General features: G+C 66.4%; 20 protein-coding genes and 2 pseudogenes. 13 read left to right on the top strand and 9 right to left on the bottom strand.

Annotated elements, in window-relative coordinates:
- Positions 1–7: 7 nt before the first annotated feature.
- The 6 genes from BLS74_RS31025 (at position 8) to BLS74_RS31000 (ending at position 4723) form a co-directional block, all read left to right on the top strand.
- Complete coding sequence (locus BLS74_RS31025; protein ID WP_093111435.1) at positions 8–799, top strand: crotonase/enoyl-CoA hydratase family protein; 792 nt, start codon at positions 8–10, stop codon at positions 797–799.
- 4 nt (positions 800–803) lie between these two features.
- On the top strand, positions 804–1370 hold the full coding sequence (locus BLS74_RS31020; protein ID WP_093111433.1) for a DUF2889 domain-containing protein: 567 nt from the start codon (positions 804–806) through the stop codon (positions 1368–1370).
- Positions 1370–2344 (top strand): Bug family tripartite tricarboxylate transporter substrate binding protein, encoded by a 975-nt coding sequence (locus BLS74_RS31015; RefSeq protein WP_093111431.1) that lies wholly within the window; start codon positions 1370–1372, stop codon positions 2342–2344. Before BLS74_RS31020 ends, BLS74_RS31015 begins: the two co-directional genes overlap by 1 nt.
- 50 nt (positions 2345–2394) lie before the next feature.
- The gene (locus BLS74_RS31010) at positions 2395–3084 is read left to right on the top strand and encodes an SDR family NAD(P)-dependent oxidoreductase (protein WP_244504099.1); all 690 of its coding nucleotides are present in this window, start codon (positions 2395–2397) and stop codon (positions 3082–3084) included.
- 11 nt (positions 3085–3095) lie between these two features.
- Positions 3096–3716: a glutathione S-transferase N-terminal domain-containing protein gene (locus BLS74_RS31005; RefSeq protein WP_093111427.1), complete on the top strand. Its 621-nt coding sequence runs from the start codon at positions 3096–3098 to the stop codon at positions 3714–3716.
- An 89-nt stretch (positions 3717–3805) separates the two neighbouring features.
- Positions 3806–4723 carry a LysR family transcriptional regulator gene (locus BLS74_RS31000; protein ID WP_093111425.1) on the top strand — a complete coding sequence of 306 codons (918 nt, stop codon included), beginning with the start codon at positions 3806–3808 and terminating at the stop codon, positions 4721–4723.
- 10 nt (positions 4724–4733) lie between these two features.
- Here the strand turns inward: BLS74_RS31000 and BLS74_RS30995 are convergent, their stop codons facing one another.
- The 4 genes from BLS74_RS30995 to BLS74_RS30980 all read right to left on the bottom strand — a co-directional run bounded on the left by BLS74_RS30995 (position 4734) and on the right by BLS74_RS30980 (position 9452).
- Positions 4734–5150, bottom strand: coding sequence for a VOC family protein (locus tag BLS74_RS30995; RefSeq protein WP_093111423.1), 417 nt, complete (start codon positions 5148–5150; stop codon positions 4734–4736).
- 2 nt (positions 5151–5152) lie between these two features.
- A complete protein-coding gene (locus BLS74_RS30990) occupies positions 5153–6934 on the bottom strand; it encodes an acyl-CoA dehydrogenase (RefSeq protein ID WP_093111421.1) in 1782 nt (593 codons plus the stop codon).
- 37 nt (positions 6935–6971) lie between these two features.
- On the bottom strand, positions 6972–7931 hold the full coding sequence (locus BLS74_RS30985) for a Bug family tripartite tricarboxylate transporter substrate binding protein (RefSeq protein ID WP_093111419.1): 960 nt from the start codon (positions 7929–7931) through the stop codon (positions 6972–6974).
- Positions 7932–8021: 90 nt separating this feature from the next.
- Positions 8022–9452, bottom strand: coding sequence for an MmgE/PrpD family protein (locus tag BLS74_RS30980; RefSeq protein WP_170855781.1), 1431 nt, complete (start codon positions 9450–9452; stop codon positions 8022–8024).
- A 251-nt stretch (positions 9453–9703) separates the two neighbouring features.
- Between BLS74_RS30980 and BLS74_RS30975 the strand changes: the two genes are divergently transcribed.
- The 7 genes and pseudogenes from BLS74_RS30975 to BLS74_RS30945 all read left to right on the top strand — a co-directional run.
- Positions 9704–11146, top strand: a complete 1443-nt coding sequence (locus tag BLS74_RS30975; protein WP_212733727.1) for an aldehyde dehydrogenase family protein — start codon at positions 9704–9706, stop codon at positions 11144–11146.
- Positions 11147–11163: 17 nt separating this feature from the next.
- On the top strand, positions 11164–12294 hold the full coding sequence (locus BLS74_RS30970; RefSeq protein ID WP_093111415.1) for a zinc-binding dehydrogenase: 1131 nt from the start codon (positions 11164–11166) through the stop codon (positions 12292–12294).
- 200 nt (positions 12295–12494) lie between these two features.
- Positions 12495–13625, top strand: a complete 1131-nt coding sequence (locus BLS74_RS30965; RefSeq protein WP_244504098.1) for a zinc-binding dehydrogenase — start codon at positions 12495–12497, stop codon at positions 13623–13625.
- A 120-nt stretch (positions 13626–13745) separates the two neighbouring features.
- Complete coding sequence (locus BLS74_RS30960; protein WP_244504097.1) at positions 13746–14639, top strand: SMP-30/gluconolactonase/LRE family protein; 894 nt, start codon at positions 13746–13748, stop codon at positions 14637–14639.
- Positions 14640–14747: 108 nt separating this feature from the next.
- Complete coding sequence (locus tag BLS74_RS30955; RefSeq protein WP_093111409.1) at positions 14748–15719, top strand: Bug family tripartite tricarboxylate transporter substrate binding protein; 972 nt, start codon at positions 14748–14750, stop codon at positions 15717–15719.
- A 496-nt stretch (positions 15720–16215) separates the two neighbouring features.
- On the top strand, positions 16216–16365 hold the full coding sequence (locus BLS74_RS35400; RefSeq protein WP_244504096.1) for a hypothetical protein: 150 nt from the start codon (positions 16216–16218) through the stop codon (positions 16363–16365).
- Between the two features lie 7 nt (positions 16366–16372).
- Positions 16373–16543: pseudogene (locus BLS74_RS30945) on the top strand (glutathione S-transferase N-terminal domain-containing protein); the annotation flags it as partial.
- On the opposite strand, the gene BLS74_RS30940 reads toward BLS74_RS30945, so the two are convergent.
- The 5 genes and pseudogenes from BLS74_RS30940 to BLS74_RS35395 form a co-directional block, all read right to left on the bottom strand.
- Positions 16543–16779: an FAD-dependent oxidoreductase gene (locus BLS74_RS30940; RefSeq protein WP_093111407.1), complete on the bottom strand. Its 237-nt coding sequence runs from the start codon at positions 16777–16779 to the stop codon at positions 16543–16545. The pseudogene BLS74_RS30945 and the gene BLS74_RS30940 sit on opposite strands and share 1 nt — an antisense overlap.
- 31 nt (positions 16780–16810) lie before the next feature.
- Positions 16811–18136, bottom strand: coding sequence for an NAD(P)/FAD-dependent oxidoreductase (locus BLS74_RS30935; protein WP_093111405.1), 1326 nt, complete (start codon positions 18134–18136; stop codon positions 16811–16813).
- A gap of 20 nt (positions 18137–18156) precedes the next feature.
- Complete coding sequence (locus BLS74_RS30930) at positions 18157–18690, bottom strand: cupin domain-containing protein (RefSeq protein ID WP_093111403.1); 534 nt, start codon at positions 18688–18690, stop codon at positions 18157–18159.
- Positions 18691–18732: 42 nt separating this feature from the next.
- Positions 18733–20214 carry an aldehyde dehydrogenase family protein gene (locus tag BLS74_RS30925; RefSeq protein WP_093111401.1) on the bottom strand — a complete coding sequence of 494 codons (1482 nt, stop codon included), beginning with the start codon at positions 20212–20214 and terminating at the stop codon, positions 18733–18735.
- A gap of 492 nt (positions 20215–20706) precedes the next feature.
- A pseudogene (locus BLS74_RS35395) lies at positions 20707–20801 on the bottom strand (Lrp/AsnC family transcriptional regulator); the annotation flags it as partial.

The raw sequence follows: 20801 nt of genomic DNA, 5'->3' as shown, positions 1-20801 counted from the left end.
CTCCAACATGCCCGACTTCCTGCTCTACGAACAAGACGGCTCCGTCGTCACGCTGACCATGAACCAGCCCGAGCAGCGCAATCCGCTGACCGGCAACACAGCCATCCCCGAATTCCTGGCTGCCATCGAGCGCATCCACGACGACCGCAGCGTGCGCTGCGTGATCCTGGCCGCCAACGGCCCCTCGTTCTGCGCCGGCGGCAACATCCACGAGATGAAGCGCCAGGCCTCGCCCGAGGTCAGCGAGATGGACATCCGCCAGGACTACCGGCGCGGCATCCAGCGGCTGGCGCTGTCGCTGTTCAACCTGGAGGTCCCGGTGGTGGCGGCCATCAACGGCCATGCCATCGGCGCCGGGCTGGACCTCGCATGCATGTGCGACATCCGCATCGCGTCCGAGAAGGCCAAGTTCGCCGAGAGTTTCATCAAGCTGGGCATCATTCCTGGCGACGGCGGAGCCTGGCTGCTGCCGCGCATCGTCGGCATGTCGCGCGCGGCCGAGATGGCGCTGACGGGCGACACCATCGATGCGCGCCAGGCGCTTGACTGGAACCTGGTGTCGCGCGTGGTGCCGCCCGACGAACTGCTGTCCGCAGCCCGCGCCATGGCCGACCGCATCGCCGTGAACGCCGCACACGGCATCCGCCTGACCAAGCGTTTGCTGCGCGAGGCCATTCATGCGCGGCTGAGCGAGGTGCTGGAACTGTCCGCCGTGTACCAGGCCGTGTGCCACAAGACGCCGGACCACAGCGAAGCCGTGAACGCTTTCCTCGAAAAGCGCGCACCGATTTTCGGCTGACGTCATGGACTCCGCCGCAACCCGCGAAGAGGAGCTGCACTGGCGCCGCATCGATATGCGTGCCTGGCGGCGCAGCGATGACCTGTTCGAGCTCGAAGGCCGCGTGACCGATCGCAAGCCTTACGACTTCGTGCCCGCGAATGGCGATAAGCGCTTTCCGGCAGGTGAACCGGTCCACGACATGGGTGTTCGCCTGGTGTACGACCGCGATCTCACCATCCACGCCGTGGCGACCTTTACCGAGGCCGCGCCTTACGACGCGTGCCCCGATGGTGGCAATGCGCTGCAGTCGCTGGTCGGCCTGCGCATGTCCAGCGGCTGGAGCAGGGAAGTCCGCAGCCGCCTGGGTGGCGAGCGTGCCTGCACGCACCTGATGGAGCTGCTGATTCCCATGGCGACGACGGCCTTCCAGTCGCTGAGCCAGGTGAACCGCGGACGCGCCGAACGCGTGGACGCGAACGGCCGGCCGCTGAAGATCGACAGCTGCTACGCCTATGGCGCGACGCGCGAACTGGTACGCGTGTTGTGGCCGCAGTTCCACGAAAAGACAAAGAAGCAAGGAGACTCGTGATGAACATCGCGCGGCGAGGGCTGCTGTTGGCAGCAGCCTGCCTTGGCCTGGCCGCAAGCCTTGCTCTGGCACAGACCTATCCCAACCGGCCGATCAAGCTGATCCTGCCATTCCCCGCAGGCAGCGCGACGGACGGGACAGCACGCGTCATCGCCGAGGACCTGCGCAAGGGCCTGGGCCAGCCCATCGTGATCGAGAACCAGGCCGGCGCGGACGGCAACATTGCAGCCATGAATGCCAAGCGGGCGGCCCCCGACGGCTACACCTTGTTCATGAGCACGAACTCCGCGCATGCCGTGAACAAGACGCTGTATGCCAATCTGGCCTTCGACCCTGAGAAAGATTTCGAGCCGGTGGCGGGCTTGATCAGCATCCCGTTGACCTTGCTGGTGCGAAAGGACTTGCCGGCGTCCGACGTCGAGAGCTTCATTGCCGTGGCCAAGGCGCACTCGGGCAGCAAGCCACTGAGCTTCGGCAGCGGCAACACGTCCAGCCAGATCGCGGCGGCCCTGCTGCAATCCGTCGCAGGCGTGGATATCACGCACGTGCCGTATCGCGGAACGCCGCAGGCCCTGACGGACCTCGTGGGCGGGCAGATCGACGCGCTGCTGGTCGATCCCTATTCGTCGATGGGCTTCGTGCAAAACGGTCAGCTCAAGGTGCTGGCCGTGACAGGCAAGGTACGCCACCCGCTGCTGCCCGACGTGCCGACCATGGGCGAGGCCGGTTACAAGGACGTGCAGGTCGTGACTTGGGCGGCACTGTTTGCGCCTGCCGGCACGAATCCGGCCATCGTCGACAGGCTGAACGCCGAAGTCGCCAAGAGCCTGTCTCGCCCCGAGACCAAGGCCGCCATCCAGAAGATGGCCATGGACCCCATGCCGATGACGCCCAGCCAGTTGCGCAGCTTCGTGCGCGCGGAGATCCAGCGCTGGGGCCGGCTGGTCGAACTAGCCGGGATGCCCAAGAAATGAACGAGGTACCCATGCACAACCACTCCAAGCGCCTGCAGGACCGCCGCATTGTGATCACCGGCGCCGCGTCGGGAATCGGCCGCGCGACGGCGCAGCTATTCGCCGCGGAAGGCGCGACACTGAGCTTGCTGGACCGAGACGGCAGCCTCTTGCGACAGGCGGCGCAGCAGATCGGTGCGCATGCGTGCGAGGCCGATGTCACGGACGAAGCATCGGTTGCGCGTGCAGTCGCGGACAGCGCGGCCCGCATGAGCGGCATCGACGGCGTGGTCAATGCCGCCGGCGTCATGCTGCGCGGCTCCGTCCTCGAAGTCAGCGTGGCCGAATGGCGTCGCGTGCTGGAGATCAACCTGACGGGCGGCTACATCGTCGTGCGCTGCTGCCTGCCGTGGTTGCAGAAGGCGGCGGAGGCCACCATCGTCAATGTCGGATCCGGGCAAGCGCTGTTGCCCAACTCGCCAAACCGTACCGCCTATTCGGCGTCGAAGGGCGGCGTGCTGAATCTCACGCGGGCGCTTGCGGCCGAACTGGCGCCCGCGATCCGCGCCAACACGGTGTGTCCCGGTCTCGTGGACACCGCCATGGCCGACGGCGTGCGTGCGAACGTGAGCAACTACGCGCTGAAGCGCCTGGCGCAGCCCGAGGAAATCGCGCGTGCCATCCTGTTCCTGACCAGTTCCGAATCGTCCTATGTGACCGGCGCCGCGCTGGCCGTGGATGGTGGGCGGTCATTCCACTGAAGGCGGCGACGATGCCATCGGCTGTCGAAACCTTTGTCCTGCGGTCCTCGCCCACGTCGCCGTTCGTGCGGAAGGTGCGCATGGCGATCGATGTGCTGGGGCTGGCGGACCGCGTCACGCTGGTGCCGACCGACACGGCGGACGAGACGCTGCGCGGGCAGAACCCGCTGGGCAAATACCCCTGTCTGGTCCGCGAGGATGGCACGGCGGTCTACGACAGCAGCGTGATCCTCGAGTTCCTGCAATGGGTGGCCGCAACCGACAGGCTGCTGCCGAACGCAGGGCCGCAGCGCATCGCGATGCTGACGCAGGCACGGCTGGCGGACGGCATCATCGATGCCGGCGCGCTGATCATCTACGAGGAGCGCTACCACGACGCCGAGCGGCGGTCGTCCGAATGGCTGGAGCACCAGCGCGGCAAGATCCGGCGCGCGCTCGCGGTCTTCGAGGCTGCACCGCCGGACCCGAACAAGACCGATGCGGTGACGATCGGCCTGGCCTGCGCGCTGGGATTTCTCGACCGACGCCAGCCCGTGGCATGGCGCCCGTCCAGCCACGGCCTGGCGAGCTGGTTGGCCGCGTTTGCCGGCCATGAGCCTGCCTTCGAGCGCACGCGGCCGCCGGCCAGTTGAAGCGCACGCGGGAAACCCCGCTGCGCCAGCGCGCGGTATCGCACGAAAATCGCTGGCCTCGACAACTCTCGTACAAGGCCCGACGAACCATGATGATCGATCTGGTCCAGCTGCGCACCTTCGTCGCCGTGGCGGAGGAGCAGCATCTCACGCGTGCGGCCGAACGGCTGCACGTGAGCCAATCGGCCGCCAGCGCACATGTACGCGCGATCGAAGAGAACCTGGACCTGCAGTTGTTCGTGCGCACCAACCGCAGCCTGGAACTTACGCGCGCGGGGCAGATGCTGATGCGTCAGGCCAAGGAACTGCTGAATGGCGCGGCCGAGTTCACCTCGTTCGCGCGCGACATCCGTGGCAAGGTCGAAGGCAACCTGATCGTCGGCGCCAGCAGCGACCCCACCTCCAGCCGCATCGGCCCCGTGATTGCCGAACTGCGTGCCAAGCACCCGCTGATCACCGTCGACCTGCGGGCGCGTGCGTCCGCCGGCACGCGCCAGGCGCTGAAGACAGGCGAGATCGATATCGGCATGCTGCTCGGCCGCGCGGTGGACGCCGGCTTCACCTACTACGAGATGGCGACGGTGAACTTCCGTGTGGTGGGGCCAGTGGCCTGGAAGGAGAAGATCGAATCCGCCGATTGGACCGAACTGGCCGAACTGCCATGGATCACGCCCAGCGACACCAACCTCTCGTACGCCTTCATGATGGAGAAGCTGTTTGCAGAGAAAGGCCTGGAGTTGAACAGCGTCGTACGCTTCGACAACTCCGCGCTGGCTCGTGCGCTCGTGCAGTCGGGTGTCGGCATGCTGCTGATGCGCGAAGAGTACGCACTTCAGGGCGAGCAGGAAGGCTATCTGGCGCTGTCACCGCTGGCACGCGCGGAGTACCCGCAGTTCATCGCGCATGTGGCGAGCCGTGGGAACGATCCGCTGATCCGCGCGTTCGTGGATGCGGCGGCCGAGGCCTGGCCGGACATGCGGAGGATGGCGCCGTTGGCGCGCCGGTGATCGCTGTCGATCAGACGCCGCCAAGCTCACGATCCACGGGTGGCTGACGCTTGTAGCTGACGGTCAGCAACTCCCACACATGACCATCCGGTTCATGCCAGTAAATGCGTTGGCCTCCGTACACCAGGGCGACCTTGCTGTCATCCGGACCGTGCGGCAGGCTACGGAACGGGACGCCAGCGGCATTCATTCTTTGCACGATCAGGTCGAAGTCCTGCTGCCCGACCCGGAAGCACAGGTGTTGCTTCGGAAGAGGGCCGTCGCTTTGCGCAAAGTCGAGGGTCAGGCCGGCATTGACGTACACCGGAGAGTACGCGCCGACGGCCCCTTGTTCTGCCCATGGGACACCGAGCAGCTCTGCAAGCAGCTTGGCAGATGCAACCCGGTTCCCCGAGGGGACAGTGACGTGGTCAAGGCAAATGGGCATGTTCACAGCATTTCCGACCCGACCCGCTCCACCGTTCCCCCTGCACGCAGCAACGCCGCTTCCAGCGCCAGCGCCTGCGGCATCACCGCTTCGGCATAGAAGCGCGCTGTCGCCATCTTGGCCTCGCAGAATGCCAGGTCTTCTTCGCGCCTCGCGTGCGCTGCAAGCATCGTCCTTGCCATCTGCCAGCCGCACAGCAGCACACCCGCCAGTCGCAGATACGACACCGCCCCCGCGTAGACCTGCACGGGCCGCTCCTTCGCGTTGGCCAGCACGTAGTCCACCGCGGACTCGAATGCCATCCTGCCGGCATGCAGCCCTTGGCGCATCACGCGGAAATCCTCGCCCTGCGTCTGCGCCAACGCCCGCTCGGTCTCTGCGACCTGCGCACAGACGGCTTTGGCCGCGGCACCGCCGTCACGCACCGTCTTGCGCCCCAGGAAGTCATTCGCCTGAATCGCCGTCGTGCCTTCGTAGATGGGCAGGATGCGCGCGTCGCGGTAGTGCTGCGCGGCGCCGGTCTCCTCGATGAAGCCCATGCCGCCGTGGATCTGCACGCCCAGGCTGGCGAGCTCGACCGCCATCTCCGTGCTGTGACCCTTCACGACCGGCACCAGGAACTCGTACAGCGCCAGGTTGTCGCGCCGCTCGGCTTCGTCCGCCGCATGGTGCGCCACATCGCCGGCCGCCGCGGCCAGATAGGCCAGCGCCCGCGCGCCTTCGATGGACGCCTTCATGGTGAGCAGCTTGCGCCGCACATCCGGGTGCTGGACGATGGGCGGCGCCGCATCGCTGCTGCCGAGCGCGCGGCCCTGCACGCGCTCGCGCGCGAAAGCCAGCGCCTGCTGGTAGGCGCGCTCAGCCACAGCGATGCCCTGCAGGCCCACGGCGAAGCGCGCGGCGTTCATCATGACGAACATGTACTCCAGGCCGCGGTTGGCCTCGCCGACCATATCGGCTACCGCGCCCTGCGCGCAGCCGAACTGCAGCACCGCCGTCGGGCTGGCCTTGATGCCCAGCTTGTGTTCGATGCTGATGCACTGCACGTCGTTGCGCGCGCCCAGGCTGCCGTCTTCGTTGACCAGGAACTTCGGCGCCACGAACAGGCTGATGCCCTTCACGCCCGGCGGCGCATCGGGCAGGCGGGCCAGCACCAGGTGGACGATGTTGTCCGCCATGTCGTGCTCGCCCCAGGTGATGAAGATCTTGGTGCCGAAGATGCGGTAGCTGCCGTCTGGCTGCGGCTCGGCACGCGTGCGCACGGCTGCAAGGTCTGAGCCGGCTTGCGGCTCGGTGAGGTTCATGGTGCCAGTCCAGTTGCCGGCGATCAGTTGCGGCGCGTACCTGGCGCGCAGGGCCGGGCTCGCGGCCGTCAGCAGCGCCTCGATGGCGCCGTCGGTGAGCATGGGGCACAGGCCCAGCGAGACATTGGCCGCGTGCAGCATCTCCGCGCAGGCCGCGGCGATAAGCTTGGGCGCGCCTTGGCCGCCGTAGGTCTGCGGATGGGCCAGCCCTTGCCAGCCGCCCTCCGCGAACAGCCGATACGCCTCCTTGAAGCCCGGCGTGGCCGTGACTTCGCCGTCGTGCCAGTGCGAGGGTTGGCGGTCGCCCACCGCGTTCAGCGGCGCGATGACCTCGCGGCACAGGCGGGCGGATTCTTCGAGGACCGCCTCGGCCGTGTCGGGACCAAAGTCCTCGAAGCCGGGCAGGGCGGCCACGCGGTCGAGCTGCGCCAGGTGGCGCATCGCGAACAACATGTCCTTCACGGGGGGCGTATAGCTCATCTCGATTCCTGATTCACTGTCGGCAGGAAGCGTCCGCTCATTCGGGCTGGATGCCGGCGTCCTGCGCGACCTTCTTCCAGCGCGCGGTCTCCGCGTCGACGTGCTTGGCGAACTGCTCTGGCGTGGTGGGCCACGGCTGCACCGCGCTCTCGGCCAGCTTGGCGATGGTGGCCTTGTCGCGCAGCGCTGCGTTCAGCCCTGCGTTGAGCTTCTGCACGACATCGGCCGGCATATTGGCCGGGCCGATCAGACCCGACCAGGCCGGTACCGAGAGACCAGGCACCGTCTCTGCGGCAGCCGGCAGCCCCGGCGCCAGATCGCTGCGCTCGGGCAGCGATATGGCCAGCACCTTCAGCTTGCCGCCCTTGGCCATCGTGATCGCGGTGGCCGAGTCGACGATGCTGACGTCCAGCGTGCCGCCCATCACGTCGGTGGCGGTGGTGGTGGTCGACTTGTACGGCACCATCAGCAGGTCGACCTTGGCCAGACGGCCGAGCGCTGCAAACTGGATCTTGGTCAGCGCCGAGTAGTGGCCCACCGAGACCTTGCCCGGATGCTTCCTGGCATAGGCGACGAGTTCGGCAAAGCTGTTCACGGGCAGCTGGTTCGAGGCGATGTAGCCCTGGAATGCGTTGTAGATGCCGCCGATCGGCGTGACATCCTTGCGCGGGTCGTAGGGCAGATTCTTGACGACCGATACGTTCAGTGCCATCGGCGAGATGCCGCCCAGCATCAGCGTGTTGCCATCGGGTTTGGAACGCATCAACTCCTGCATGGCCAGCACGCCGTTGGCGCCGGGCTTGTTGTCGATCGTGATGGGCCGCTTGAGGTTCTCGCTCATGGCGGCGGCCACGATGCGCGTGGCGAAGTCGCTTGGCGTGCCGGGGCTCAGCGGGATGATGATGCGGATGGGATCTCCGCCACCTTGCGCGAAGGCAGTGCCGGCCAGCAGGCCCAGGCTCAGTGCGGCGGCTTTCAGAAGCGTTCTCTTGTCCATGGCAGTCTCCGTTTATCGTTTGTGAGTGAAGGGGCGGCCGAGAGGATCGTGGCACGCGCAAAGGCGTCTTGGCCGCAGCCCGCCCTTGGATCAGGTGATGGTGCGCATCAGTTCGGCGATGTCAGCGACCGATTCGAGCCGACCGACGGTTTCAGTCAACCGCGCTGCCGTGTCGGCCGGAAGCGCCCTTGCGGCAAAGGTCGCGCAGTCGGCTGTCTTGGCGGTGAACTCGGCCGGCAGCATCGGGTTCCTGGGGTGCCCCTTGGGGTAGTCGATGCGTGTCTCCACGGTCTGCCCGTCGCGGAACTCCACGACGACGCGTGCCGGCGTCACGAAGCGGCTCCAGTCGCGTTCGATGTCGGCGTCTACATAAGGCCGTACGCGCGCGGTCAGCGCCAGGATGTCCTTGCGCTGAAGACCTTCGTCGGAGAAGTGGCCGATCCCCATGCGGCCGTCGATCCAGGCGGCCGCCACGGTGTAGGGAATGCTGAACTGCGCCTCGACGATGGTGCGCGGCGCGAGTCGAACTGCTTCAGGTACGCACACCATCTGGTAGCCGGGTGCCGTCACACCGACCCGGATGGTCTCGATGTCGCTCGCGGGTCGGCCTGTTTGCGCGCGCAGTTCCAGCGCCGCGTCGATCGCGGAATGCGTATCGCGGCAGCAGGGGTAGGGCTTGTAGCTCAGGCTCAACAGCTCGAAGCGCTGGCCCAGGTCCTTGCGCACGACCTCGCGGTCCACGCGGCCCTGCAGGTACACGCGTATAAAGCCGTCGGCGCCATCAAAGACCTCCTGCGCGCCGCGGATGCCGCGCTGCGCCAGCTGCACCGCCAGCACCGCCGCCTGCGCGGCCAGGCCGGGCTGCAGCCGCTTCATAAGCGAAGCGTCGCGCGTGACCTGGTGGTTGCCCGCCACCGAGCTGTAGACGATGCCGAACGCATTGCGCATCTGTTCGTCGTTCAGCCCCAGCGCGCGGCCGGCTGCGGCCGTGGCACCGAAGTAGCCCAGCAGCGAGGTGTAGATGAAGCCGCTCTCGACGATGTCGACCTTGACGCCCACGCCCAGGCGGCAGGTCACCTCCAGGCCAGCGGCCACGGCCGCGATGAGCTCGCTGCCCGATACGCCGCCGCGCAGCTGCGCGGCCGCAATGGCGGCCGGCACGGCCGTCACGCCGGCGTGCAGGATGGCAGCGTCGTGCGTGTCGTCGTAGTCCCGCGCATGGGACATGCCGCCGTTGATCAGGGCCGCGTGGTGGGCCGGGAACTTGCCGCCGAACACGAACATGTCGGCTTGGGGCGTGCCGGCCCATTCCTGCACCAGACCCGAGACCTCGGCGATGGCCTTGGCCGAGGAGCCGGCCAGCGCGCACGACAGCGTGTCGAGGATGTTGGTCTTGACGGCTTCGACAACACTGCGGTCCAACCGCGCGGTGTCGATGTTGGCGGCGAAGCTTGCCAGGTCGAGCACCAGGTCGGGTTGGGTGGGCGGTGTCTCCAGGGAGTGGTGGGCGGTTGCCGTCATGGTGCCTGCTGCAAGCTTAGGGTGTCGATGGCGCAGTTTAGGAAGCGGTACCGCCGCGGGTCCATGCCTGTTTTCGGGATGCGGTGTGCTCGTTTCTCGAACATCACGCGCGCCGCCGCCGGCGCGAATCGGGCGGAATCGAAACGATCGGCGGCCGCCTGGCTGTGCGGAAAACCGGGACACGAGCTTTCGCATTTCGCCATGGACTGCGGCGCGGAGCGCTTCCTACACTGCCCCGCAAAGGAGACCTCATGAGCACCAAGGAACAGTCGAGCATCCCGCCTGTGCGCATCCGCATGCAGATCGACGGTCAATGGCGCGAAGCCGAGCAGACACACGATGTTCGCGACCCCTATCGTGGCGATGTCATCGCGCTGGCCCCCATCTCGTCACTGCAGGACGGCGAGGACGCATTGGAAGCTGCGCGCAAGGCCAAGACCGCGATGGCGGCGCTGCCGGGGTATGAGCGTGCTCGCCTGCTGCACCGCGCCGCCGACCTGGTGGCCGCGCGCACCGAGCAGATCGGCCGCACCATGGCGCGCGAGACCGGCAAGGCGCTGCGCGATTCCATCGTCGAGACGCAGCGTGCAGCCGAGCTGATCCACTTGTGCGCCGAAGAGGCCGTGCGCATCCAGGGCGAGCACATCCCGATGGACGCCAGCACCATCGGTGCCGGCAAGATCGCGATGCTGATGCGTTATCCGGTCGGCGTGGTGACTGCCATCACGCCCTTCAATGGTCCGATCAGCCTGACCGCGCACAAGCTCGGACCGGCCCTTGCGGCCGGCAATGCCCTGGTGCTCAAGCCTTCGCCCAAGGCGCCGCTGTGCGTGCATCAGCTGGTCGAGACGGTGTTGGAGGCAGGGTTTCCGGCCGGCGCCATCAACACCGTATATGGCGACACCGTGGGTCCCAGGATCGTCAGCGATCCGCGCGTGGACTTCGTCAGCTTCACGGGCTCGATCCGCGTCGGCAAGTTGATCCGCGATGCCGTGGGCATGAAGCGCGTGGCGCTGGAGTTGGGCGGCGTGGGGCCGACATTCGTGCACCACGATGCCGACATCGCCGCAGCTGCCAAGGCCTGCGCGCGCAATGGCGTGGCGTTGGCAGGCCAGAGCTGCGTGTCGGTGCAGAACGTCTACGTGCACAAGCGCGTGCACGATCGCTTTGTGGACGCGGTGCTGCAGGAGGTGGACGCCATTCGTTTCGGCGATCCACTGGACATGGCGACCGAGGTCGGAACGCTGATCGACGAAGAGGCCGCGATCCGCGTGGAACGCATGGTTGCCGAAGCCGTGGAGGCGGGTGCCTGCGCTCTGCGCGCGGCCACGCGCCGCGGCGCGCAGCTCGGCGCCACCGTGCTGAGCCAGGTGAACCCGAGCATGCGCGTGGTGTCCGATGAGATCTTCGGCCCGGCGTTCAGCATCCAGCCGTACGAAGACATCACACCGCTGTTCGCGGCGATCAGCGAGAGCGCCTACGGCCTGCAATGCGGCATCTACACGAATTCGCTGGACCTGGCGCTGTCGGCGATCCGCACCATCCGCACCGGCGGCGTGATCGTGAACGGCACGTCGCGCTGGCGCTCGGACCAGATGCCCTATGGCGGCGTGAAGGACAGCGGCATCGGCCGCGAGGGGCCGAAGTTCTCGATCCGCGACATGACCGAAGAACGATTGTTCGTTCTGAACTGAGCGGGAGGGGACACGACATGCAGATGACTGCCGCCGTTCTGCACGAGCAGGGCTTGCCGGCACCCTACGCCGACAGCCGGCCGTTGAAGATCGAGCAAGTGGAGTTGGAAGGGCCGGGCGAGGGAGAGGTGCTGGTCGAAGTGCGCTCGGCCGGGCTGTGCCATTCCGACCTGTCCCAGGTGGCTGGCCTGCGCAAGCGCACGCTGCCCGTGGTGATGGGCCACGAGGGCGCTGGCATCGTGCGCGAAGTCGGTCGTGGGGTGACGGCTTTCAAACCGGGAGACCATGTCGTCATGACCGTGGGTTCGGGCTGTGGCGCGTGCGACTTCTGCGTGAACAGCCGCCCCGTGCTTTGCGACCTGGTGGCTGCCTCGCGCGCCAAGGGTGTGCTCATGACCGGCGCGCGGCGTCTGACGCGCGGGGGCATGGGCCTGTACCACCACAGCGGGGTGTCCTCCTTCGCTCAATACGCCGTAACGGTGCCGGGCACATTGGTCAAGGCCGATCCGGCAATTCCGTTCGATGTGGCGGCCTTGTTCGGCTGCGCCGTCGTGACCGGTGCCGGCTGCGTGTTCAACGCGGCCAAGGTGCGGCCGGGCCAGAGCGTGGCGGTGGTCGGCCTTGGCGGCGTGGGCTTCAACGCTGTGATGGCCGCGCGGATCGCCGGCGCCTCGTCGATCGTTGGCATCGACATCAACCCTTCCAAGTTCCCGCTTGCACGGGAGCTGGGTTGCACGCACACCGTCTCGGCGCGCGATGACAACGCAGTGGAGGCCGTGCGCGACCTCACGCGGGGCGGCGTGGACTTCGCCCTGGAAGTGTCGGGCAGCAAAGCCGGCATGGCTACGGCCTATGCGATCACGCGCAAGGGCGGCGAGATCATCTGCGTGGGCATGGGTGCATCGGGCGATCAGTACCCGTATCCGCACACCGCGTTGGTCGGCGAGGAGAAGGTCATCCGCGGCTCGCTGATGGGCAGCTGCGTGCCGCAGCGCGACTTGCCGCTGTACATGCGCTACTACCAGGAGGGCCGGCTGCCGGTCGAACGCCTGATGAGCGGCAGCTTCGGCTTCGACGAACTGAACCTGAACCTTGACCGGCTGGAGCATGGTGAAGTGCTGCGGCAGATCCTGCGGCCGCACGGCTGAAAGGAAAACCACCCCCGAAGCGCCTTCGGCGCCTCCCCCTCAAAGGGGGCGCACCCGGCGGCCCGGCAAAGCCGGTTCCGCGGGTGCCCACGAACATGCTTCGCTGCGCTCGCACTGGATTCATGCGTCGCGGGTCGCGCGATAGCGCGGTGGAAAACGGATATGAGAAGACCGGAAGACCGATAGGAGAAGAAATGCGAATGACGGCAGCAGTGATGTACGAGCAGGGCCTGCCGGCCCCTTACGCGCAAAGCAGGCCCTTCCGGATCGAGGAAGTGGAGCTCGACGGTCCGGGTGACGGCGAGGTGCTTGTCGAAGTGCGTGGCGCAGGCCTGTGCCATTCCGACCTGTCCGTCATCGAAGGCCTGCGCAAGCGGCCGCTTCCGGTGGTGGGCGGCCACGAGGGCGCGGGCATCGTGCGCGAGGTTGGCAAGGGCGTGCAAGGCCTGAAGCCGGGCGACCACGTGGCCATGGCGGGCGTGGCAGGCTGTGGCCAATGCCGCACCTGCCTGGCGGGCCGGCCAGGCATTTGCCAGGCTGTCAGCGCGGCGCGCTCCGAAGGCCTTCTGGCGACCGGCGCGCGCCGGCTGCATCTGGCGGACGGTGGGCGGCTGAACCACTACAGCGGCATCTCGGTCTACGCGCAGTACGCGGTGGTGGCGCCGCAGTCGCTGATCAAGATGGACCCGGCCGTTCCGCTGAATGTCGCAGCGCTGTTCGGCTGCGCCGTTGTCACTGGCGCGGGGGCCGTGTTTAACAGCGCCAAGGTGAAGCCGGGCGCCAGCGTCGCCATCATCGGGCTCGGCGGCGTGGGCCTGACCGCCGTGATGGCCGCGCGCGAAGCCGGTGCGGCCCGCATCGTCGGCATCGACGTGCTGCCGTCCAAGTTCGACCTTGCGCGCGCGGTCGGCGCGACCGACTGCATCGACGCGCGCGACCCGCAGGCCGTGCAGCAAGTGCTGGATCTCACGCACGGCGGCGTCGACCACGCGTTCGAGATCTCTGGCCATCCATCGGCGTTGCAGATGGCCCAGTCCATCACGGTGCGCGGCGGCGAAGTCATCGGCGTGGGGGTGGGAACGTCCAGCGCCACGTTCAGCGTGCCGCATCTGTCCTGGGTCTGCGAGGAGCGCGTGCTGCGGGGCTCCTTCATGGGCGGCGGCGTGGCGCAGGAGGACGTGCCACGCTACGTGGACATGTTCCTGCGCGGGCGGCTGCCCGTGGACCGTCTGCGCAGCGAGCACATCGGCTTCGACAAGTTGAACGAAGCGTTTGACCTGCTGCATGGAGGTGGGGTTGTGCGGCAGATCCTGCTGCCGCATGGCAACTGAGCCGACCATCTGCGGCGACCCCACGGCAGCGAGTCCACCGCCGCGCGCACCATGAATACGCTTTGCCACTCTGGTGCGACCTGCGGGCTGGCGCCGATCCCCGCCAGCGAGCGCGACATCGTGTCCGTGACGGCCGAGCCGTTCTTCCAGGTGGCCGAAGGACCGCTGCCACTGGAAGGCCCGGCATTCGACCGGCTTGGCAACCTGCTGTTCGTCGACATCTACGGCGGACGGGTGCTGTGCCTTTCTCCCGAGCGACGATTGACGACCCTGTATTCGGAGCCGGGACAGAACCCGTCGGGCCTCGCAGTGCACAAGGACGGACGCATCTTCGTCGCTGCCGTAGGCCCGCGGAACAGCCAGGGCTTGTTCGATGCGGGTACGGTGTTCGCACTGGATCCCGGCGGAGGCGGCCGGCAGACCGTCGTGCCGCCCAGTGCCGGCCATGCCGTCAATGACCTGGTGTTCGACCGGCAAGGCGGCTTCTACATGACGGACTTTCGGGGATCGTCGACGCGGCCGCTGGGGGGTGTGTACTACATGCCGCCGGACAGCAGCACGCTCAGGCCAGTCTTGCCGGATCTGTGCGGCGCCAATGGCGTGGCGCTCGGGCCCGATGACGGGGTTCTGTGGGCCACCGAGTTCAGCGCTTGCCGGCTGCACCGCGCCGAACTGAGCGCACCCGCCACGATTCCGCACACAGGCACTTCGATTCCCTACCACTTCATCGGCCCGGGGCCCGATTCGATGCGCACGGACTCGCAGGGCAATGTGTACGTGGCGCTGAACCGGCAAGGTCGCGTCCTCGTCTTCAGTCCGTACGGGATCCCCATCGGTCAGATTCTGCTGCCCGGGCGCGAGAAGAACCACTTTCTGCGCTGCACGAGCTTGGCGTTGATGCCAGGTTCGCGCGACCTGTTCATCGTTGCACGTGACGAGGTGGGGGGAGGCGGCGCCATGGTCTTCAAGGCCGGAGGCTTTGCGGACGGACTTGCAATGTTTTCACACCAGTAAGTGCGGCAGGCCGTCCCGTCCAGGCGAAAGGGGCCTTGCTTGCACGCGCGGCGGCGAGCATGCCTCGCCGCTGTTGTTCTCGACCACACGAAAGAAGGAGACAGGTCAATGACCATGACGCGCAGATCTTTGATGGTGGCTTCGGCACCCCTGCTTTGCTGGCGGGGCGCCCTGGCGCAAGGCAGCTATCCCAATCGACCCATCAAGGTGGTGGCCCCTTTCACGGCCGGGGCAGCGGCCGATACCCTGCTGCGCCGGGTCACCGAGTCCGCGGGCAAGTTGTTGGGCCAAGCCATGGTCGTCGAGAACAAGCCGGGCGCGCAGGCCGCCATTGCGGCCCGCATCGTTGCCAGGGCGTCCCCGGATGGCTACACGTTGATGATGGGCGGCAACTCTTCGCACGCGGCCAACGTCCATACGCTGAAGAACGCCGGCTACGATCCAGTAGCTGATTTCACGCCGATCACGCAGCTGAGCCTGAACCCGTTGATGCTGGTGGTTCCAGCCAGCCTGCCGGTGCGCACGGTGAAGGAGTTCATCCAATACGCCCGGGACCGGCCGGGCAAGCTGAGTTACGCCACCGGCAACTCGGGCATGCTGGTCGCCGCCAAACTGCTGACAACACAGGCGAGCATTGACGCGCTGGCCGTCAACTATCCCGGCGCCGCCCCGGCCACGACGGATCTGCTTGCCGGACGCATCGACTTCATCATGAACGATCCCGTAGTGGCCGCGCCTTTTGTGAAGACCGGACAACTGCGTGTCCTGGGCGTCACCTCGCGCCAGCGCATTGCCTTGTTTCCCGATGTGGCCCCGCTGGCAGAGCAGGGGCTGCCCGACTACGAATACACATCATGGTCGGCCATGTTCGCGCCCGCGGGCTTGCCGGCCGACATCGTACGCAAGCTGCACCAGGTCTTCACGCACGTGATGGCCGATCCCGCCATGCAAGCCTTTGCGGCGTCTGCGGGCATCATCCCCATGACGTCGACCGCACCCGTACAGCTGCGCGTCTACGTACAAGAGCAGATCAGCCTGTGGGGACGCTGGGCGAGAGTTGCAGGGCTTGCGCCGGAATAAGGACCAGACATCGCGTGCGGCTCCGCTCTCCGCAAAAGGCGTTGTCCCTAGGCGGGGCAGCGGCGGGTTTTCGCTCGCCCGTCGGACTCGGGCCGCCTGAGGAATCCAGCACTAGCTGTGAAGGTTCAATGGGTTGTTCATCCGTCTTAGATTTGGGAAGCTGTGCCACGGATCCGATGTTGATCACGTCGGGGTGCTGGTCAAGCTCAATGGTCGATCTGGATGAAACTGGTGATGAGGATCAAGGTCCGCTCCTGGGTCGACAGCCGAAGCTCAGCACTTTTGCGGGCAAGGTCGGCTTCCGCTGCATACTTGCCGTGCGGCATTTCGTGGCTAGAGCAGGGCCGGGCCCGACTGCTGTCTGTTGGGGTTGGTGTCCTGCACTACCGCCCGAGCGCCTCGGCTTTTTCCATGAGGTCGTTGAACCCGAGCAGCTGTTGGCCAGGCCATCGAGTACGCCAAGTGCATAGCACCTGATTGCAATACTGCCTACGCCATGTCGAAGAAGGCGCTTCAAGACAGCGTGATGAGGCAGATCGATGAAAGGACGGTCGCCCTCGACGAACGTTTGGCAGCAGGGATGAGCGATGAGGGCAACCGGCGTGCGCAAGATCGCAGGCGCCGTGAAATCATGAAACAACGGTGAGCAACCGATGATCGATCTCTACAGTTGGCCCGCTCCGAACGGGCACAAAGCGCACATCATGGTCGAAGAGCTTGGGATTGCCTATCGCATCATCCCCATCGACATCACTAGCGGCGCTCAGCATGAAGCGAGCTACAGAGCAATCAATCCCAATGGCAAGATCCCCGCGATCGTCGATCACGGGATCTCATAGGGATATTCGCCGCCTACTTCATCGCGCACGGCGGCAAGCCGCTCCCGGCGCGCCTCGAGCTCTGCCTCGGAAAAGCATAGGTTGAAGGCGCCGTTCTGCCTGGCCTGGACATCGTCGCCTTCATCCAAGACCGTGATGTTCTTGCCGAGCTGGCCCAGCCCGTAGGCCACTGCCGTGCCCACCAAGCCGCCGCCAATCACGATCACGTCGCTCGAAAACATGTATGCCTTTGGTGCCGGTCGCAGGCGCGGCCTAGAAATCAGCGACCTTGCCCCATGCCGAGCCGCTGAACCGCTCGGGCCGGTACGGCAAGGGATCAACGATCGGTTCGGCACCAGTGGCAAGGTCCGCGATCAGGTGGCCGGCGCCAGGGCCGATGCCGAAGCCGTGTCCCGAAAAGCCCGCAGCCAGGATGAAGCCCGGTATGGACGGCACTTCGCCGATGCCGGGAACACCATCCGGCGTGCTGTCGACAAAGCCGGCCCAGGCGTCCGTGATCCTTGCTTCGCGCAGTTCAGGCAGGAGTTCGACAGCGCGGCGGTGGGTCTCCCTGACCGTCGCCAGATCGGGCTTCGGATCCAGGATGCGCACGCGCTCCATCGGGGTCGGCGCATCGAGCCGCCACCGCTTCAGCGTTTCGTGGCCGCCGCGAACGCCTTCCAGGCCTCCAGGAAGAAGGCTGCGCCAGCGCTTGGCGAACATGGGCACGAATTGTGGAGCGAATCGCATGAACTGTGGCGTCACGTCCACGCGTGCGCGGCCGCTGATGGCCAGTGCGTAGCGTCCGTCGTTGCGGCGCGTGACGGACACGCCCGCCGTGAACAGGGCATCCGGCAAGCGATGTTCCACAGGGGACACGCTAAGGATAGATTGCCGGATCGAGGCCTGGGGAAAACGGATGCCAAGCTGCCGGCAGAACGAGGAGGCCCAGGCGCCACCGGCGAGGACGGCGGTCCTGGTCTTGATGACCCCGGCTTCCGTGATGACGCCGCTGACCCGTCCTCCTTCCGTCTCGATGCCGCGGGCCGCGCAATTCTGATGAACGCTGCCTCCGAGCTTGATGAGCGCGGCTGCCACGGCCGGCGCAGCCTTGGCAGGATCGGCGGTGCCATCGGTGGGCGAGAAGACGCCGCCTTTCCAGGCGCGGCCGGTCGCTTGCCCGCGTTGGGTGGCCTGCCGGCTGTTGAGCATGTAGGTCGTCACGCCGGCGGTCTTCGCAAAATCACGCCAGCTGGACCAACGGGACAGCTCGGCCTCGTCGTTGCTGAGATACAAGAGCCCGCAGCGATGAAAACCCGTGTCTTCACCGCTTTCGGCAGCAAATCGTTCCCAGAGATCGAGGCTCTTGCTCGCCATGGGCAGTTCGCGCGCGTCGCGGTTCTGCTGCCGGCACCAGCCCCAATTGCGGCTCGACTGCTCGGCGCCGATCCTGCCCTTTTCAACCAAGGCGACCGAAACCCCGCGCTTGGCCAGGTAGTAGGCGGTAAAGACACCGATGATGCCGCCGCCGATCACGACGACGTCAGCGGAGGCCGGCGGCTTGGGGGAAGTGTTGATATGGTGCAGCGGAGGGGACATGATGAAACTCGCTCGTCGATTCAAGCCTGGACGCTTTGGACCACGTAGAACTTCGCCACGCGATCACTACTTTCCCATCCGATCGGTGCGCCCTGGGGTACGAAAAGCGCATCGCCCGCGCCCACCGACAGGACGCTTCCATCAGGGGCTGCGAACCGCACGCTGCCGGCGCGCAGCGGCGTGATGCCGGGGTTGTTCGGCCCCTCTGCCGCTGCGGCGCAGAACACGAACAGCGTGCGCGATCGGGCCAGTATGCGAACTGCAGTGCCGCGGGCGATGACGGCCCCTTCACCGGGGTTGAGCACGAGCGGTGCCGCGCCGGCCGCCGTCAGGCTGAGCTCTCCGGCCATGACGACGATGGTCTCGGTGTGGGGAAAGCTCGGGACTTCGAGCTCACCGATGAAGCTGATTCGGCCTGCGCTCATCGAACCCGGTCCTTCCCATGCGATCTCCCGATGCCGCGGAAAGGGGTCATCCTTGCCGAACGCCGCCCTGCGGAAGGAGGTTGAAACGGGCGCGCCGTCGGCGCGATGCAGCACGAGGGCCACGGTCATGATTGCTCCTGCGCAATGCGCGATGTTTTCACTGAAAGCGTGTCAGTCGGTACTGGGTGCCGAGGCATCCTGGAAGCCAAGAACGGCCTTGGTTTCCAGGTACTCCTCGAAACCTTCTATGCCGTATTCGCGGCCATTTCCCGAGCGCTTGTAGCCGCCGAAGGGGGCATGAGGGTTCCAGGCCGGATAGTTGATGTGCACCTGCCCGGACCGGATGCGCGCCGCGACGGCGCGCGCCGCGCCCAGATCCTTTCCTTGCACGTGGGCGCCCAGGCCGTAGACAGTGCCATTGGCGATCTCCACCGCCTCGTCCACGCTGTCGTAGGGGATCAATGCGAGCACGGGCCCGAAGATTTCTTCCTGCGCGATCTGCATCCGAGGCTGCACCGCGGTGAAGATGGTCGGACGGCAGTAGAAGCCGCGGCTCAAAGCCTCTGGCCGCCCGAGGCCGCCACAGATGAGCCGCGCGCCTTCGGCGATGCCGATGCCGATCATTTCCTGCACCCGATTGAACTGTGCGCGATTCGCCACCGGACCGTGCGTGGTCTGCGGCGAGCGCGGATCGCCCACGACGATGCTGGCTGCCGCTTCCAGCGCGATCCGTTCAACCTCCAGGAGGCGCTCGCGGGGCACGATCATGCGCGTCGGAGCGCTGCAGGATTGGCCGACGTTGCGGAAGGCGGCCGCCACGCCTGCCGGTATGGCACGCGCCAGGTCCGCATCCGGCAGGACGAGGTTGGGCGATTTTCCGCCGAGTTCCTGTGCCACGCGCTTCACGGTCGGCGCGGCCGCTTGGGCAACCAGGACGCCGGCCCTTGTCGAACCGGTGATCGAGATCATGTCCACGTCCGGATGCGCCGACAGCGCGGCGCCGACCTCCGGCCCATTGCCGTTCACCAGGTTGAACACACCAGGCGGGATGCCGGCGTCGTGCATCACCTCGGCAAAGAGCAAGGCGCTCAGGGGCGACAGCTCGCTGGGCTTCAGGACGACCGTACATCCCGCTGCCAGGGCGGGTCCGACCTTGGCGGTGATCTGGTAGAGCGGCCAGTTCCAGGGGGTGATCAGGCCGCACACGCCGATGGCCTCGCGCATGATGGCCATGTCCCCCCGATGGGTGACAAACGAATAACTGCGCGCATTGTCGCGGGCCACGCAGATGTGCTGTGCCGCAGACGGCACCTGCGTGCTGCGCGCAACGCCGATGGCAGAGCCCATCTCCAACGAGATCGCCTGAGCGAACAGTTCTGCGCGCTCGAGGATCAGGGAGTGGACGCGATCGAGAAGCAAGGCCCTGCTCTGGGCGGAACTCACGGACCAGGTCGCGAAGGCGCGCCGCGCCGCAGCCACAGCCGCGGCGACATCTCTTGCACTGCCCAGCGCGATCTCTGCGACAGGCTCCTCCGTCGACGGATCGATGACAGGGGCTCGAGCTTGCCCCTGAGGCACGACCCACTCGCCGTCAATGAACATGCGATCCAGGCGGCCAGCGCTCCTGAGCTGCTCGATGATGGAGGAGTTCATGGAGTCGGCCTTCTGGAAAAGACGTGAGGGTTGTTCATTGCCATCCATGAAGGCGTGGCCACGGCGGCTTGGCAATGCGGAGGGGTGCGTCATGAAGGGGCTGAGGTCGGGCCTTTGATGTCCAAAAGTTTAGGCTGCGCACCCCTCGCGCCGGTGCTTCAATGAGGGTCTTGCACAAAGCAGGCTGCGGTTGTGCGACTCGCTACAGCAGATCTTGCTGTCGTGCATGCGTCAGAGGCCTTCACATCGGACGCACTCGACTGTTTGCGCCCGCGCCCAGCACCAAGCCAATAGGCCCATCAGCACCAGTCGCAGTGTTTGACCCGCAGATGTCTCCGTCGACCGCGCTGAAGCGTTCGGCTGGGCGGCGAAGTCGCCGGGACCGAAGCGCATTTCTTTGAACAAGTACGTGTAGTAGTCGCCCGTCAACCGCGGCTGCGCCAGTGGCCCGCCAGCGCAGTGGCGGGCATGGACGAAACGAAGGCGCGCCTCTCAGCGCTGGTTGGGAAACAGCCGTTCGATCGGACAGTGCGTCTTGATGAACGGCGACTTGATGACGATGTAGCTGAAGTACTTCGCAATGCCGA

The sequence above is a fragment of the Variovorax sp. CF079 genome, from assembly GCF_900101545.1.
In the GTDB taxonomy this organism is placed as follows: Bacteria; Pseudomonadota; Gammaproteobacteria; order Burkholderiales; family Burkholderiaceae_C; genus Variovorax.
The sequence above is the reverse complement of the archived record's forward strand: the minus strand, read 5'-3'. Positions and strand labels throughout refer to the sequence as shown.

Bases quoted from the DNA above. Each gene is read 5' to 3' on its own strand.
- BLS74_RS30995 (WP_093111423.1), bottom strand. From the start codon at position 5,150: ATGCCCATTTGCCTTGACCACGTCACTGTCCCCTCGGGGAACCGGGTT.
- BLS74_RS30955 (WP_093111409.1), top strand. From the start codon at position 14,748: ATGACCATGACGCGCAGATCTTTGATGGTGGCTTCGGCACCCCTGCTT.
- BLS74_RS35400 (WP_244504096.1), top strand. From the start codon at position 16,216: ATGTCGAAGAAGGCGCTTCAAGACAGCGTGATGAGGCAGATCGATGAA.
- BLS74_RS30975 (WP_212733727.1), top strand. From the start codon at position 9,704: ATGAGCACCAAGGAACAGTCGAGCATCCCGCCTGTGCGCATCCGCATG.
- BLS74_RS30965 (WP_244504098.1), top strand. From the start codon at position 12,495: ATGACGGCAGCAGTGATGTACGAGCAGGGCCTGCCGGCCCCTTACGCG.
- BLS74_RS31000 (WP_093111425.1), top strand. From the start codon at position 3,806: ATGATGATCGATCTGGTCCAGCTGCGCACCTTCGTCGCCGTGGCGGAG.
- BLS74_RS30930 (WP_093111403.1), bottom strand. From the start codon at position 18,690: ATGACCGTGGCCCTCGTGCTGCATCGCGCCGACGGCGCGCCCGTTTCA.
- BLS74_RS30980 (WP_170855781.1), bottom strand. From the start codon at position 9,452: ATGACGGCAACCGCCCACCACTCCCTGGAGACACCGCCCACCCAACCC.
- BLS74_RS30925 (WP_093111401.1), bottom strand. From the start codon at position 20,214: ATGAACTCCTCCATCATCGAGCAGCTCAGGAGCGCTGGCCGCCTGGAT.
- BLS74_RS30990 (WP_093111421.1), bottom strand. From the start codon at position 6,934: ATGAGCTATACGCCCCCCGTGAAGGACATGTTGTTCGCGATGCGCCAC.
- BLS74_RS30985 (WP_093111419.1), bottom strand. From the start codon at position 7,931: ATGGACAAGAGAACGCTTCTGAAAGCCGCCGCACTGAGCCTGGGCCTG.
- BLS74_RS31015 (WP_093111431.1), top strand. From the start codon at position 1,370: ATGAACATCGCGCGGCGAGGGCTGCTGTTGGCAGCAGCCTGCCTTGGC.
- BLS74_RS31025 (WP_093111435.1), top strand. From the start codon at position 8: ATGCCCGACTTCCTGCTCTACGAACAAGACGGCTCCGTCGTCACGCTG.
- BLS74_RS30940 (WP_093111407.1), bottom strand. From the start codon at position 16,779: ATGTTTTCGAGCGACGTGATCGTGATTGGCGGCGGCTTGGTGGGCACG.
- BLS74_RS31020 (WP_093111433.1), top strand. From the start codon at position 804: ATGGACTCCGCCGCAACCCGCGAAGAGGAGCTGCACTGGCGCCGCATC.
- BLS74_RS30935 (WP_093111405.1), bottom strand. From the start codon at position 18,136: ATGTCCCCTCCGCTGCACCATATCAACACTTCCCCCAAGCCGCCGGCC.
- BLS74_RS31005 (WP_093111427.1), top strand. From the start codon at position 3,096: ATGCCATCGGCTGTCGAAACCTTTGTCCTGCGGTCCTCGCCCACGTCG.
- BLS74_RS30970 (WP_093111415.1), top strand. From the start codon at position 11,164: ATGCAGATGACTGCCGCCGTTCTGCACGAGCAGGGCTTGCCGGCACCC.